The 14,912-nt window shown below is 48.3% G+C and carries 13 protein-coding genes; 7 read left to right on the top strand and 6 right to left on the bottom strand.

What is annotated here, in order from left to right:
- The first annotated feature begins 193 nt into the window (after positions 1-193).
- Complete coding sequence (locus tag HHL17_RS32200) at positions 194-1,396, top strand: MFS transporter (protein ID WP_169228901.1); 1,203 nt, start codon at positions 194-196, stop codon at positions 1,394-1,396.
- A gap of 53 nt (positions 1,397-1,449) precedes the next feature.
- Here the strand turns inward: HHL17_RS32200 and HHL17_RS32195 are convergent, their stop codons facing one another.
- Positions 1,450-2,541: an acyltransferase family protein gene (locus HHL17_RS32195; protein ID WP_169228900.1), complete on the bottom strand. Its 1,092-nt coding sequence runs from the start codon at positions 2,539-2,541 to the stop codon at positions 1,450-1,452.
- 119 nt (positions 2,542-2,660) lie between these two features.
- Positions 2,661-4,061 carry an RtcB family protein gene (locus HHL17_RS32190; protein WP_240976017.1) on the bottom strand — a complete coding sequence of 467 codons (1,401 nt, stop codon included), beginning with the start codon at positions 4,059-4,061 and terminating at the stop codon, positions 2,661-2,663.
- 608 nt (positions 4,062-4,669) lie between these two features.
- Here HHL17_RS32190 and HHL17_RS32185 point away from each other — a divergent pair.
- From HHL17_RS32185 to HHL17_RS32160, 6 genes are all read left to right on the top strand, one after another.
- Positions 4,670-5,296, top strand: a complete 627-nt coding sequence (locus HHL17_RS32185; RefSeq protein ID WP_169228899.1) for a TetR/AcrR family transcriptional regulator — start codon at positions 4,670-4,672, stop codon at positions 5,294-5,296.
- A gap of 5 nt (positions 5,297-5,301) precedes the next feature.
- Entirely contained in the window at positions 5,302-6,615 is a 1,314-nt protein-coding gene (locus tag HHL17_RS32180) for an ABC1 kinase family protein (RefSeq protein WP_169228898.1), read from the top strand.
- A gap of 82 nt (positions 6,616-6,697) precedes the next feature.
- Positions 6,698-7,741, top strand: a complete 1,044-nt coding sequence (locus HHL17_RS32175; RefSeq protein ID WP_169228897.1) for a sensor histidine kinase — start codon at positions 6,698-6,700, stop codon at positions 7,739-7,741.
- 22 nt (positions 7,742-7,763) lie between these two features.
- Entirely contained in the window at positions 7,764-8,471 is a 708-nt protein-coding gene (locus tag HHL17_RS32170; RefSeq protein ID WP_169228896.1) for a LytR/AlgR family response regulator transcription factor, read from the top strand.
- A gap of 97 nt (positions 8,472-8,568) precedes the next feature.
- Positions 8,569-11,148, top strand: coding sequence for a TonB-dependent receptor (locus HHL17_RS32165; RefSeq protein ID WP_240976016.1), 2,580 nt, complete (start codon positions 8,569-8,571; stop codon positions 11,146-11,148).
- A gap of 215 nt (positions 11,149-11,363) precedes the next feature.
- Complete coding sequence (locus HHL17_RS32160; RefSeq protein ID WP_169228895.1) at positions 11,364-12,167, top strand: hypothetical protein; 804 nt, start codon at positions 11,364-11,366, stop codon at positions 12,165-12,167.
- Between the two features lie 37 nt (positions 12,168-12,204).
- Here the strand turns inward: HHL17_RS32160 and HHL17_RS32155 are convergent, their stop codons facing one another.
- Genes HHL17_RS32155 through HHL17_RS32140 form a run of 4 tightly spaced genes read right to left on the bottom strand, consistent with a single transcriptional unit; the run spans position 12,205 to position 14,820 of the window.
- A complete protein-coding gene (locus HHL17_RS32155; RefSeq protein WP_169228894.1) occupies positions 12,205-12,933 on the bottom strand; it encodes a metallophosphoesterase family protein in 729 nt (242 codons plus the stop codon).
- An 8-nt stretch (positions 12,934-12,941) separates the two neighbouring features.
- Positions 12,942-13,487: a 2OG-Fe(II) oxygenase gene (locus tag HHL17_RS32150; protein WP_169228893.1), complete on the bottom strand. Its 546-nt coding sequence runs from the start codon at positions 13,485-13,487 to the stop codon at positions 12,942-12,944.
- Between the two features lie 11 nt (positions 13,488-13,498).
- Positions 13,499-14,134 (bottom strand): DUF4291 domain-containing protein, encoded by a 636-nt coding sequence (locus HHL17_RS32145; protein ID WP_169228892.1) that lies wholly within the window; start codon positions 14,132-14,134, stop codon positions 13,499-13,501.
- Positions 14,131-14,820 (bottom strand): NUDIX hydrolase, encoded by a 690-nt coding sequence (locus tag HHL17_RS32140; RefSeq protein ID WP_169228891.1) that lies wholly within the window; start codon positions 14,818-14,820, stop codon positions 14,131-14,133. Before HHL17_RS32140 ends, HHL17_RS32145 begins: the two co-directional genes overlap by 4 nt.
- Positions 14,821-14,912: the final 92 nt, after the last annotated feature.

The raw sequence follows: 14,912 nt of genomic DNA, 5'->3' as shown, positions 1-14,912 counted from the left end.
ATTCATGGATACAAACATTTACGAAAAACACCTGGCATAAAAAACGCTTGAACAACAACGTAGCCCAGGGCTTTAGCCCTGGGTTCCGTACGGATGCATGAATTTATAATATCGTAGAATTCATCAAACATCTCCCGGATTTATCTAATTTTGCCTTCCTCATGGCTCTTCAAAGAGGTGTGTACGATCACAGATGTTCATAGAGATACCGCAAGCTACCGAAGCCAACGCACGACAATACCGGACGGCCGTTTCCGTTTTCTTTTTTATCTCCGGACTGGGTTACTCCACCTGGGCGTCCAGGATACCTTCTATACAACAACAGCTGCATCTCAACGAAGCACAGCTGGGACTGGTACTATTGGCACTGCCTATTGGACTGATGCTGACGATGCCTGTTACCGGCAAACTGCTGGGTAGTTTCAGCAGCCGCAAAATCATGCTGATCGGCGCCCTGGTTTTCAACCTGGTGCTGAGCCTTCCCGGTTTCACCACCAGTCTGTGGCAACTGGCGCTGACGCTGTTCTGTTTTGGTTCTTCCCGTAATCTGCTCAATCTTTCCATGAATTCGCAGGCGGTGCAGGTACAACATATGTATCCAAAATCCATTATGACCACCTTCCATGGTATCTGGAGCATTGCCGGTTCCACCGGCGCCGGTATCGGTTACCTGATGGTGTCTATGCAGGTGGCCCCATCCTGGCATATGCTGATCGTGAGCGCATTGCTGCTGGTGTTTACGCTGTACTACGGGCCACGTGCGTATCCCGACCAACCGGTGCCCAGCCTGGTAAAAAAACCGGCGTTTTCACTGCCTGGCAAATCACTGCTCCGTTTTTCCTTTATCTGTTTCGCCTGTATGGCCACTGAAAACACCATGTATGACTGGAGCAGTATCTATTTCCATAAGGTAGCCGGTGGTACCGCCACCGCAGCCACCGCGTCTTTCATGGTATACATGGGCGCTATGACCCTTGGCCGCTTTGCCGGCGATCGCCTTGTAGCCCAGATGGGCATCAAAAATATGCTGTACTACAGCGGATGGCTGATTCTGAGTGGCCTGGTGCTCGCCATTGCCATGCCCCATCCCGTAATTACCGCTATCGGCTTTATTTTCACCGGATTCGGCGTTTCGTGCATCGTGCCGCTGGTATTCAGCCTCGCCGGCAAATCACGGGATGCCAACAGCGGACAGACGCTGGCTTCTATTTCCACTATCGGTTATCTGGGCTTCCTGGTAGTACCGCCACTGGTGGGCTTTGTGGCACAGGCTACCCATCTGCGGGTTTCTTTTGGCATCATGGCGTTGTGTGGACTGTTGATCGTATTAATGGTAAGGGGTCTCCCCGAAACCCAAAAAGAAACCCCGGTAACCGATACCGGGGCTGATTCATAAGGGTTTCTCAGATAGCTATTCGTTTACGATCTCTTATATCGTTGATGATCTCTTTATAATTTGAAAAATATCTTTCGTTTGTACAACCAGTAACACAAGCCCCACTCCAATGCCAGTACGGTCAGTGCAGACAGGACCTCCCTGAATTCTTCCGGTATGCCCAGCATGTGGGTAAACCCTTTTACAAAAATGCCTGTGGCGGGATTCACCCATTGTGCACCTACCGTTTCAAAAAACAGGTAGATAAAGATGGCATTCATACCCGCTACAGTGGCTATCCACGCGTAACGTACATGTCCCCGCACATCGGCCAGCCAATAGAACAGCGCCATGATAAGCATGACCCAGCCGCCGGATGCCAGCACAAAAGAAGCCGTGCTGATTCGTTTAATGATCGGCGTTATACCAGCCATGTCCAGGCCAAAACCGGCCACCAGTCCCACAACACCGGCTATTGCCAATACACCCGTCTTCTGTAACGGTGTTTTAGGGCCAGTCAACAGTTTCCCCGCCAGTACGCCCCAAATGGTGTGTGCTGCCGTAGGGACACAATTAATTGCGACCCATCCATCCGGGTTGATTTTTCCCATCAGGACCGTATCCAGGTAGGCGCCGAAATTGCGCCCCTGTGTAAAAGCATCCTCGAATCCAGGTAAAATGACAAAACGATACATAAGATCAGTGGCAAGGAGCAGCAACAGGCTGACCACCAGCTGATATACTACAGAACGGCGAATAATCAGATATGCAATGATCGTGGTTACGGACAACTGCGTGAGCACATTCCACAACTCCCAGACTAACCTGCCCGCATATACGCAATGTAATGCAGTACCGAATATAAATAATTTCCCGCAACGCCACGCAATATGTTTAAAATTTTGTTGCCAGCTGATACCCTTTTGTGCTTTGGCATTCCACGATAAATACATGGCTGTGCCGGCTATCGTCATGAAGGCAGGTTGCACCAGGTCCCACGCCCGTAGCCCATTCCACGGATGATGGAAAAACTGTTGCATGAACGTATGCCATAAACCGTCGGACTGCAGGCTGTCGAGTGACCAGTACAGATGTGCGCTTTCCGCTGCCAGTAGAAGCATGATGACACCCCTCATCATATCGAGGGATTGTAGCCGTTGGGTCATAGGTAAACAATAAGTCCATTAAAATAAATATTCTTTCTCATATTTACCAGTACCCCGGGAAAAAGAACGGGTCAGGGCATTGTACCCCGACCCGTTTCTAATTGATATAACGTGAGCGGCTACTCTTTATTCATCCGCACGATAACAGGCATAAACCGCCCTTCCACACTCACCAGCTCATGCTGCGCGTCCATCACCCGGTCGATATCCTTGTAGGCCAGCGGGTTTTCTTCCACGCTGCCGCCAATCAGGGTCACGCCTGCGTTAGTCACCATTTTCTTCAGCGCCGATACCGTCATTTTCTCCCGTGCTTTAGAGCGGCTCATGGCCCTGCCGGCGCCATGCGCAGCAGAGTAAAGAGACTGCTCCACTCCTTTGCCACGGACCAGGTAGGCAGGGGTAGTCATGCTGCCGGGAATAATGCCCAGCTCACCAACATGCGCCGGGGTAGCGCCTTTACGGTGGATGATCACTTTCCGCGTATCCGTCAGCGTTTCCTCCCATGCAAAATTGTGGTGGTTTTCGATGGTAGCCAGGCTTTTCAGCCCGGTAGCCTTTGCCAGATGGCGATGTATCTGCTGATGGCAGGCACGGGCGTAATCACCGGCCAGGTTCATGCTCAACCAGTACTCCTGCCCTGCTTCGCTGTTCATATCCAGCCATGCCAGCTGTTGCGCGGAACGTGGTAGTTTGCAGGTATCGGTCGCTATTTTCGTATAGTGCTGGGCGATAGCGGCGCCTAAACCGCGGCTGCCGGAATGCGACAACAACGCGAGGTACTGCTTCGGCGGTAATGACAATGAGTTGTCTTCTTCCAGCGTAAGTAGCCCAAATTCCACAAAGTGGTTACCGCTGCCGGACGATCCCAGTTGCCGCACTGCTTTGCCATGCAGGCTTTTCAGCAACGCCGTGTCACGGAATTCAGGCCTGTCCAGCACCGCATGCTCCTGGCGGAATTCCAGTCCGCCTTCCATACCAAAATGGGTATATTCCTTCATGGCCACTTTCAACTGATAACTGTAGCGTTTCAGGAAACTTTCTCCTTCATCGAAAAGGGTGAGCGCCATACGGCAGCCGATATCCACGCCTACCGCATACGGGATCACTGCCTGTTCAGTAGCCAGCACGCCGCCAACCGGAAGGCCGTAGCCCATATGCGCATCAGGCATCAGCGCACCTTGTACCGTGACCGGCAATGACATGGCCACCTCCATCTGTTGACGGGCAGCATGCTCTATCTCTTTGCTACCATAAACTTTCAGTTGCCCGGCAGCTTCCAGCAGGTCAAACGACTGGAAATGGCACTCCTTCGGCTGGTCAGCGAAAATAGCCGCTATCTTTCCCAGCACTTCATCGTGTAAAAATTCAGCCGGACGATCTTTAATATCTGTCAACAGCTGTATAATGGCGGCTTTATCATGATGTTTGAAATGCCGCGCCATAATATTGATCACCAGGCTCCTGGCCCGGTCATCGGTATAACCGATTTTACTCAGTTCTTTTGTTCTTAAACCAGACAAAACGTATGTAATTAAGGGGTAATAAATGTTTGATTGGTCCGGTTATTTCACTGCAATGCTATCGCAGCAGGCTATACGCCCGTGCGCGGCAACAAAGGAATCATCCTGGCATGGCACAAAACGGCATACCATTACAATTCAAACGGTGTTAAAAAATACAGGAAATAACCCGGTAAGGCCGCCTTTTAGGCGACAATTGCAAGGGGCGATATGTGGAGATGTTCTGTCATGGGTAGTTCGTTTTAACAGATGAGAAAAACGAATAACGCGGCAAAGATAGAATATTTTAACATTTTTTCATTTAAATCATTTAAATATTTGATTTACGGATTTACAAATTTTTTGATTTTGAAATTTAGATAAATCGAAGAGCATGATATTTTATATCAGGTTGATCTTCACCGCAAATCCCAAAATTCTCAAATCCCGAAATCCGTAAATCAAATATTTAAATGTCCCAATAACTAAATATTAAAATGCAAAGGTGGTGTTAAAGTTAAAGTTCATAATCGCTTTAAGCGTAAATTTGTATGCAGTGTTTTTCCCCGTACTTGATAACCTCCGGGCCTCTCCGGGCGGGGTATTACAACAATAGTAAATCCTTGCACATGGACAAACAACTCATCCGTAACGCTTACAAAATTTATTGGCTGGAAAACGGTAAGGCACCTGTTTCTGTATATAGCCTTTGCAAACAGCTCGACATCAGCGAGAGCGCTTTTTACGAAAACTACGCTTCGCTGGAAGCCATCGAAAAAGATATCTGGCTGGCTGTTTTTGAAGATACCCTCGTGCAGCTGCACGACGATGAAACCTACCAGCAATATTCCGCACAGGAAAAACTGCTGGCCTTTTATTTCCTCTGGGTACAGAAACTGAAAGACGATCGCAGCTACTTCCTCCAACAAAGGGAACAATTCAGGCTGCCAGACCTTTACCGCAATAAACTGGAAACCTTCAAACGTGCGTTCTATGCATACGTGAGGGAACTGATCAAGGAAGGCTATACTTCCAACGAAATCAAGGAAAGAAAATACATCTCTGATCAATATGTACATGGCTTCTGGGTACAGGCCCTTTTCGTACTGAAATACTGGCTCAATGACACCAGCGCCAATTTTGAAATGACAGATGCTGCCATCGAAAAAGCAGTGAACCTCAGCTTCCAGCTGATAAAATCTAATACACTGGATTCGCTGCTCGACTTTGGTAAATTCATCTTTACGCGGAAATAGGCTTTATGAAAGAACAATCCAACATCCCCACCTCCAAAGTGGAAAGGGCGGGGAAATTCGTTACCACCGGACTGAAAGTAGGGACCAATTACATTAAACATTATACCCGCAAACTGGTGGACCCGTCTCTTTCCAAAGAGACACTCCACCAGGATAATGCTGCCGATATCTACGACACCCTCAGCAGCCTGAAAGGCAGTGCCCTGAAAGTAGCGCAGATGCTCAGTATGGACAAAGGCATGCTGCCTAAAGCCTATACCGAGAAATTCGCGATGTCACAATACAGCGCGCCGCCACTCTCCGGGCCATTGGTAGTCAACACATTTGTAAAAACACTGGGGAAGTCACCGGCACAGCTATACGATAAATTTGAGATGCGCGCCTCCAACGCCGCTTCCATCGGCCAGGTACACAAAGCCTGGAAAGATGGTAAAGCACTGGCGGTCAAAATACAATATCCCGGCGTAGCCAACAGCGTAAAATCAGACCTCCGCATCGTAAAACCTTTTGCCATCCGCATTGTGGGCATGAACGAAGTGGACATGGACAAATACTTCCAGGAAATAGAAAGTAAACTGCTGGAAGAAACGGATTATAAACTGGAGCTGACCCGCTCTATGGCACTTTCCCGCGAATGTGCCCATATCCCCCATTTGCTGTTCCCGCAGTATTATCCGGAACTGTCTTCCGAAAGGATCATCACCATGGACTGGCTCGATGGACAGCACCTGAAAGAATTCCTGCAGGGAAACCCCTCTCAGGATGCCCGTAACAAAATAGGACAGGCACTCTGGGATTTCTACCAGTTCCAGGTACATCACCTTAAACAGGTGCATGCCGATCCGCACCCCGGTAATTTCCTGATGCGCCCCGATGGAACAGTAGGTATCTTCGATTTTGGTTGTGTGAAAGAAATTCCCGAGGATTTCTATTACAATTATTTCCTGCTGACAGATAAGGAAGTACTAAAGGACGAAAAACGCCGACACGAAATATATACCAACCTGGAAATGATCCATCCCAGTGATACTCCCAAAGAAGTGGAGTTTTTCTCAGGGCTTTTCCAGCATATGATCGACCTGCTCACCCTCCCGTTTACCGTAGATCATTTTGATTTCGGCAATGAAGCCTATTTCAATGAGATCTATGCCTATATGGACGAACTTTATAACATGAAGGAAGTCCGGGAGTCCAAAGTAGCCAGAGGGTCCCGGCATAGTCTTTATATTAACCGCACCTATTTCGGACTGTATTCCATTTTAAGTGAGCTGAAAGCCAATATCGTGACCGGCGCCAGCGGGTTCTCCCCCAAACGGTAACGGACAACGGTCTTCATCGTGGAAATTGACAGGTTGGTCGCAAGTCATCCTGTGGCCTCGCTATTAATCCATAAATTGCGGCATGGCAAAAGAATGGTATAACCGCAAATGGGCGATTGTTGCAACGCATGCACTGGTGTGGACGTTGCTCTACTCGCTCCCTTTCCTGCTACGCCCCACCTATGAGAAGCCTGCTTCTCCCGCGGAGATGGCAGAAAAGACTTCCTGGTTTTACTTTTTGCTGGTATTTTATATCGCGCAGATCATCTTTTTCTATACCAACGCTTTTTACCTGATCCCCAAGCTGGTACAGCAAAAGCGGACCATGGAATACACCAGCGTGCAACTCCTGGTTTTCATGGCTTTTTGTGCCATGCGGTACGTCTTTGAACGGTTTTACCTTGGGAAAGCCATCGTAGACCTGAAACCATTGATCCTTTTCACCGTTTTTACTTTCCTGTTTATCTTGTCTGCCAGCACGGCCTTTCAAATGGTCCGGGAACGGATACTGATGGAACGGAAAGTCAGCGCCCGGGAAAACGAGAACCTGAAAACGGAGCTGTCCCTATTACGCTCGCAGGTGAGCCCCCACTTCATGTTCAATGTGCTGAATAATATGGTGTCGCTGGCGCGTAAAAAATCGGACCTGCTGGAACCTTCCCTCATCAAGTTATCTTCCCTGATGCGGTACATGCTCTATGAAGCAGATGAAGAGAAAATGCCCCTCCAGCGCGAAGTGGAATATCTGCAAAGCTACATTGACCTGCAACGGCAGCGTTTTGGCAAAAATGTGGAGATCAATGTGGAAATGAATGTGCCTAATAATCACTATGAGATAGAACCCATGTTGCTGATACCATTTGTGGAAAACGCCTTCAAACATGGTACCGGCTTCATTATGCATGCGCAGATCGATATCAACCTATTTACCACGGCCGACAAACTTTTTTTTGCCGTCAGGAATAAATACAACACCACTTCTGAAGAAGTGAAAGATAAAACCAGCGGAATAGGGCTGGTCAACGTAAAACGCCGGCTCAACCTGCTTTACGGAAATAATTACGTATTGCAGATCAATTCCAAAGATGACTGGTTTTACGTAACATTGCAGTTGGACCTGCATTAAATGCCAAAATCAACAATACACCATGAGATGTATAGCCATTGACGACGAACCGCTGGCGCTCGATTTGCTCGAAGATAACATCAGTATGGTGCCTTATCTGCAACTGGTAGCTAAATGTAACAATGCTTTTGAAGCCATGGAAGTGTTGCGGACGCAACAGGTCGACCTGATCTTCCTCGACATCCAGATGCCTGGCCTTACCGGCCTGCAATTCCTGCAATCCATGGCCAGCAAACCGATCGTGATATTGATCACTGCTTATGAGAAATATGCCCTGGAAGGGTTCAACCTCGACGTGACCGACTACCTGGTAAAACCGGTGTCACTGGAACGTTTCGTCAAAGCCTGCAACAAAGCCAACGAACTGCATCAGCTCAGAAGCGCCGGCAAAGCAGCCCGCGACCAGAGCGACTTTTTCTTTGTCAATGTGGATTACAGCCTGTTTAAGATTGTCTTCTCTGATATTATCTGGATAGAAGGACTAAAGGATTATGTAAAAATCCACCTGAAAAGCTCCACCAAACCAGTGATCACCCGCATGAGCATCAAGAGCCTCGAAGAACAGCTGCCGCCGGCCCGCTTTATCCGTATCCACAAATCGTACATTATTTCCGTTGCCGCTATTACGGCCATCCGGAAGAACAGCGTGTTTTTACAGGATACCGAGCTACCCGTTGGCGACACCTACCGGGATGCCCTTTATGCCATCGCCGGAAAAAATCACCCCTGATAAACCGGGTTTTGTATCAGGATTTCGACCACTCATCTCATTTGCCAGAAAAATCGATTTGGCAAGTCTACTTTTGTACACTCAGAATTCTAATAAAATGCGAAAAATCTACTTGTTTTTCATGTTCGTGCTGTTCCTGACCCAAGCACACGCCCAGGCCCCGGGCGGAAAAATGCCCCCAGGTGGCATGGCAGGTAAAGGTCCGGGTAATATCGGACATATATATGGTAAGTTAATTGACGCCGATGGCAAACCCGTTGGCTACGCCTCCGTTATCATCCTGCAGGGCCGTATGGACACTGCTACTAAAAAGATGAAAGACGTGCTCGTAAAAGGTGTGCTCACCCAGGCCAATGGTGAGTTCAGCCTCGATGAACTGCCGCTCAGAGGGCCACTCAAACTCCAGGCATCCGGTACCGGTTACAAAACCCATACCCAGCCAGTTGTATTTCCTCCGATCGATAAAGACCTCGGTAACATCAAACTCGCATCCAGCACCACACAGCTGCAGGGTGTGACCGTAACCGGTTCTAAACCTATCATGCAGATGGATGGCGACAAAAAGGTGTTCAACGTAGAAAAAAATATCACGAGCGCCGGCGGTACCGCCCTCGACGTGATGAAAAACGTACCTTCTGTCAACGTGGACATAGACGGTAACGTTACCCTGCGTAACAGCTCTCCACAGCTGTTCATCGATGGCCGCCCCACGACCCTCACCCTGGAACAGATCCCTGCCGACGCGATCGAAAGCGTGGAAGTGATCACCAATCCTTCTGCTAAATATGATGCTTCCGGCGGTAACGCAGGTATCCTCAACATTGTGCTGAAGAAAAACCGTAAAACCGGTTACAACGGTAATCTCCGTGCTGGTGTGGACAAACGCGGCGCACTCAATGCGGGCGCCGACTTCAACGTTCGTCAGGGTAAAATCAACTTCTCCGCCAGCGCTATGGGCAACCAGATGAAAAGCCGTACCAACGGTACCACTGACCGTCTCAATTTTGGCGACGATCCCAACACCCACATTCTCCAGTCCAATGCCAACCGCCAAAACGGTGGCTTTGCCTTCGGAAAAGTAGGCGTAGACTGGTTCGCCACCAACCGCACCACTTTCTCCATCTCTGGTATCAAAGTACATGGTGAATTCAAACCGGAAGAAAACATCGGCATCAACACCGATACCATCAGGGGAAAAGATATCATCCGTATGTTCAGCGAACGTAACTCCAACTCCAAAATGGCATTCGACGCGAATGGATTGGTACTGGGCATGAAACACCTGTTCCCCCGCGAAGGTGAAGAACTGACGGTAGATGCGAACTATTTCGGTGGTAAAGGCAACCACAACGCCGATTACATCACCAACTTCTACGCCGGCGCCGACGCCAACAGTGCGATCAACCGCACCGATATGCAACGGATCATCGGCAACAGTAAAATTTCTTTCATCACGGTACAGACAGACTACGTAAGACCTTTCACCAAGACGCTGAAACTGGAAACAGGTCTGCGTATGTCCAGCCGTCGTACAGAAACGTTTTTCAACAACTATATGTATGACCATCAGATCACCGACTACAGGTTGATCCCGGGTGCGTCCAACAATTTCAAAAACACTGATAATGTATATGCTGCGTACGCCAGCATCTCACACAACATCAAAAACTTCAGTTATAAAGCCGGTCTGCGCGCAGAAAGCTCTGACTACAACGGCGAATTGATCAACGTAAAACAAACGTTCAAAAACAATTATCCGGTGAGCCTGTTCCCCTCCATCTTCCTCAGCCAGAAGCTGAAACATGAGCAGGAACTGCAGGTGAGCTATACCCGCCGCATTAACAGACCGAATTTCTTCCAGCTGATTCCGTTTACCGATTCTACCGATAAACTGAACATCACCAAAGGTAATCCTGGTCTGGTGCCTGAGTTCACCAACTCTTTGGAATTGTCTTACCTCAAAACGTTCAAAGGCAACAACACCTTCATGGGTACGGTGTACTACAAGCACACCAACGGCCTGATCACCCGTTTCCTCACCAAGGAAACCGATCCTGCCAATGGCGCTGAACTGCTGGTTAACACGTACATCAACGCCAACTCCAGCTACGCCATGGGTGCAGAACTGACCTCTATGAACACCATCAACAAATGGTGGTCACTGTCAGCCAACGTGAACATCTATAATTCAAAGATCAATACAGACAACACCGGACAACCTTCACAAGACGCCCGGTGGGCCTGGTTCGGCAAGTTGAACAACACTTTCAAACTGCCGCTCAATTTTGAAATACAGCTGACCGGTCTGTACCAGTCCAAATCCAACCTGCCTGTCAATGACAACAAAGGCAGACAGGACGGTCCTCCTATGCAGCAGTCACAGAACGCTTCACAGGGTTACATTGCCTCTTTCTATGCAGTAGACGCCGCTATCAAGAAGAGCTTCCTGAAAAACAATGCTGCCTCCGTGACACTGAGCTTCGCCGATATCTTCAGAAGCCGCAAAATGGACCAGTATTCTGAAAGCATTTACTTTACGCAATACTACAACCGTCTCCGTGACCCGCAGATGATCCGCCTCAACTTCGCTTACCGCTTCGGTAAAGTGGATATGACCCTGTTCAAACGTAAGAACATGGCCGGCGGCATGCAAGGCATGCAGGAAGTTGTACAGTAATTTTTTGATTTACGATTTTTTGATTTAGATATTTAAAATGCAGCGGAGGTTACATGATGTTGACCTCCGCTGCATTTTTTTAAAATCCCTAAATTCAAAAATCAAAAAATCGAAAATCATTTCTACGTGTTTTCCCTGATTTTTTTCTTCCGATATTACTACCGATGCCCCGCCCCCTTCCTTTTCTACCTTTGCTGTCATAATACAACCCCAATATGCAAAGGACTATCTTCTATCTGTTTATGCTATGCCTGCTGCTCTCCTGTAGAAAAAGAGACACTCCCCATCCGGTTCCACCAGAAGGCAACGATAAAACCAGCAAGCTGGATGCTTATGGTAAAGCCCTCGTGAAAGTAGAAGCGGCCATCAATGAACTGGATTACATTGCATTGAAAGTACTGAGTAACCTCGACGGATATAAGAATGGCAGTCAATGCCTCGCCTGCGCCGATGTCACCACCGGCCTCACACCGGAAGGCCACCGGAAAATCACGCTCTCCTTCAACCCCTCAAAAACCTGTACAGATAAATATATACGACAGGGGCAGTTGGTGCTGGATTATAATGAGACCAATGGCGCACTGATGATCCAGCTCATTAACTATATGGTGAACGGTGTAAAAGTAGAGGGCAACTATAATTTCGGTTATAGCAATGCCCGGAAAGTGCGTAACCTGGTTATCACTAACGGCGTACTGAAAAAAGAGGGCAGCTGGTTTATCAATTTCGACGCTTACCGCGATATCGTCTGGAAAGCTGGTGAACAGACACCTGACGATGATCTGGACAATGTACTGGAAGTACAGGATGCTTATTATCACTTGGGTATCCAGGACCTGGGATTGATGTCGGTAGATGTGAACGCCATGAACCCGCTGGTGCTTAGATGGTCTTGCTACGGTGAATCCGGGTACCTGCCGGTATCCGGAATAACGCTCAATAAAACGCCTCAGGGTACATTCAGCCGTACCAACTACGGCAACGGACATTGCAACAGCTATCCTATTTCGGAATACTAGTGGTTCAGGTTCAGTTAGGGTTTAAGTGGGGCCGGGATCATGGATTCCGGCCTTTTTCGTTGGGGTACAACAGGTAAGCAGGATCGCTCTGCCATACTTCCTTCGTATCTATGTTCATCGCTGAAAGTTTGCCGGTAAAGGCCGCGCCGGTATCCACGTTATACACATTCACCCGGTGCATCGGCATTTCTTCATCATAATTCAGCGTAGGGGTATGACCGATATATATTTCGTCGTATAGCAGTAACCGTTTGGGATAATTGACGGCGTCCTTTTTTAGCTTCCTGTCCATGGACAAAGCCAGTTCCCACAACGTGCGGTCCCAGTAACACATGCCCTCAAAGCGTTCATACGCAGGGCCATGCATAGAAGCAAAACCCGCATGGATGAACAGTCTGTCATTCTCTTCGTAAAAATTCAGCATCCGGTTAAAGAAAGCCAGGTGATGTAACTTTTCTTTCTCAGACAGCTTATTGTAACTGGCCACTGTAGCCCTGCCACCATGCTGCAGCCAGCTGACAACTGGCTGTTCGCCGGCCAGCCACATCTCGCACCAGGCATCGTGGTTGCCCTTAATGAATATGCAGGTATACTGCGCAGACAGCTCCATCAGGAACTGTATCAGTTCAGCAGACTCAGACCAGCCATCTACATAATCCCCCAGAAAAATAAACCGGTCGTCCTTTTCCGGCCCGATCCTTTCCAGCAGCTGTTTCAGTGCTTTCAGGGCGCCGTGAATATCGCCAATAACGTACGTGGCAGGCATGATTCCTTTTATTTATACATAATGTCCGACCGAAGCACATACTTGGTACCCGCTGTCAGCAGCGTACCTTCATGCAGCAACGGATGATAAAAAATAAGCGCCATCCCTGTTTCCGGTAACACTTCTTCTCCTGTTCTGAAAATAGTACTGCCGCCGGTATAACCTTCATTGAGATAAATCATAAAGGTGTACTGGCTGGCTTCAAAACGGTTCCGCACGAAACTGCCGTCCTTATGCATTTTGAAACGCTGCCCCGAACTGTATTTGTAAAAACGGAACAACTCATTCAGGCCGCATGCAGTACGGTTATCAGTGCCCTCCGGCGCATAGGGACGCAACTTTTCCCATATAAAGGTAGCATAAGCTGCATCTTTATACAACACCCTTTCGTTATTCCGCACACCTTTGATCATCCGCTGCTGCCCGCCGCCCACGTCTACCGTCGCTTCTTCATAGCCCATGGCCTCGCTGCGCTCTATCAGTTCCCGGCACTCATCAGCGGTAAGAAAATTCTTTAATGTAAAAATCTCCGGGGTGTAGGTATGTTTTTCCATAGCATACTGGTTTAACGTAAATCAATGGTATTACAGAGAACAGCATCTTCCAGGGTATATACGCTCTCCTCCGGCACCATCAGTGCAGCTGGATTATGAAGCAATACCTCATGCTGTTCCTTTACAAAGTCCGTGATATCTTCAATGGCTGTAATCTGCCGCTGGCCAAATTCCTTCAGGATAGGACCTCTCAATCCCAGCTGGATGGCCCTTCTTTCCAGCTTATTACCCCATGGGTCATGGTCGGGGTCCCATTGCAGGCGTACGTCTCCAGCTTTTAAGGTCGCCTCCCAGGTATCCCTTTCTGGGAAAAGCCAGGGCTTGTAAGAAGACGGCACCGCCTGTGATAATATTTTTTCAAAAAAAGTTTTAGGGAGATGGATGGCCAGTACTCTTTCCTGCCCTTCTTTGAAAGCCCAGCCACAACGGTACATCATCCAAAGGAAATTGGGTTTTATCCACGACATACGGTCGTAACTGTAGGCATTGCCGCCGAAAACCTGGTGTTCAACGGCATAATTGGCGATAGCGGGTCTGAAGGCCTGATACACCACCAGTGTATCAGCAGTCTGTTGGGCAATAAGCTGTTTACCGGAGGCCGGTAGGGTTTCCTGCAACTTTTTCCAGGAAACGGTCTTTAGTTTCATGAGACATTAACATTGATCTGAAAACTGTTCTTTTTCAGTTTTTTATTGAATTTATATAACTCGGGGTGACGGTTCTGTAGCCCCTCTCTTTTGGTGCCGGTGTTGATCACATATTCAGCGTCCAGGATTTTGCGGCGGAAATTGCGGCGGTCGATGGTCGTTTCCAGGATACACTCGTACAGCTCGTGCAGCTCGGTGATAGTGAACAGCTCGTCCAACAACTCAAAGCCTACCGGATCATACAGGATCTTCGATTTCAGGCGTTGTAGTGCCAGCTGGAAAATATCCCGGTGGTCAAATCCGAGCTTCGGCATTTTATGCACATCAAACCATTTCACGTCGTTGGCCATGCTACCGGCGATAATATTGAACCGGGCAGGATTAATAAGGGCATAATACCCCACTGCAATAACGCGGCCGCGAGGGTCTCTCCCGGGGTTATCGAATGAATACAATTGTTCCAGGAACACATCGTCCATACCTGTCTTCGTTTTCAGGATACGGTAACAGGTGCCCAGAAATGTTTCCTCCATCTGCAAAAAGCCGCCGGGCAATGTCCAGCAGTCTTTAAACGGCTCCTCTTTCCTGTTGAGCAACAGCACGGAAAGTGTATTATCGTGATAACCGAATATCACAAGGTCTACCGCCAGTGATGGATTTTTGTATTCGTGAAATAATTTCGCCATACCTGTTTGCGTCATTTTAACGTGAAGTAAATGATTTTTTATGACATAAACAAAAAACCCCGGGCTGAAGCCCGGGGCTAAGATGTTGTTCA

The sequence above is a fragment of the Chitinophaga fulva genome, assembly GCF_012927205.1.
Taxonomy (GTDB): Bacteria; Bacteroidota; Bacteroidia; order Chitinophagales; family Chitinophagaceae; genus Chitinophaga; species Chitinophaga fulva.
Note: the sequence above shows the minus strand (reverse complement) of the source record. Positions and strands in the feature narration are given on the sequence as shown.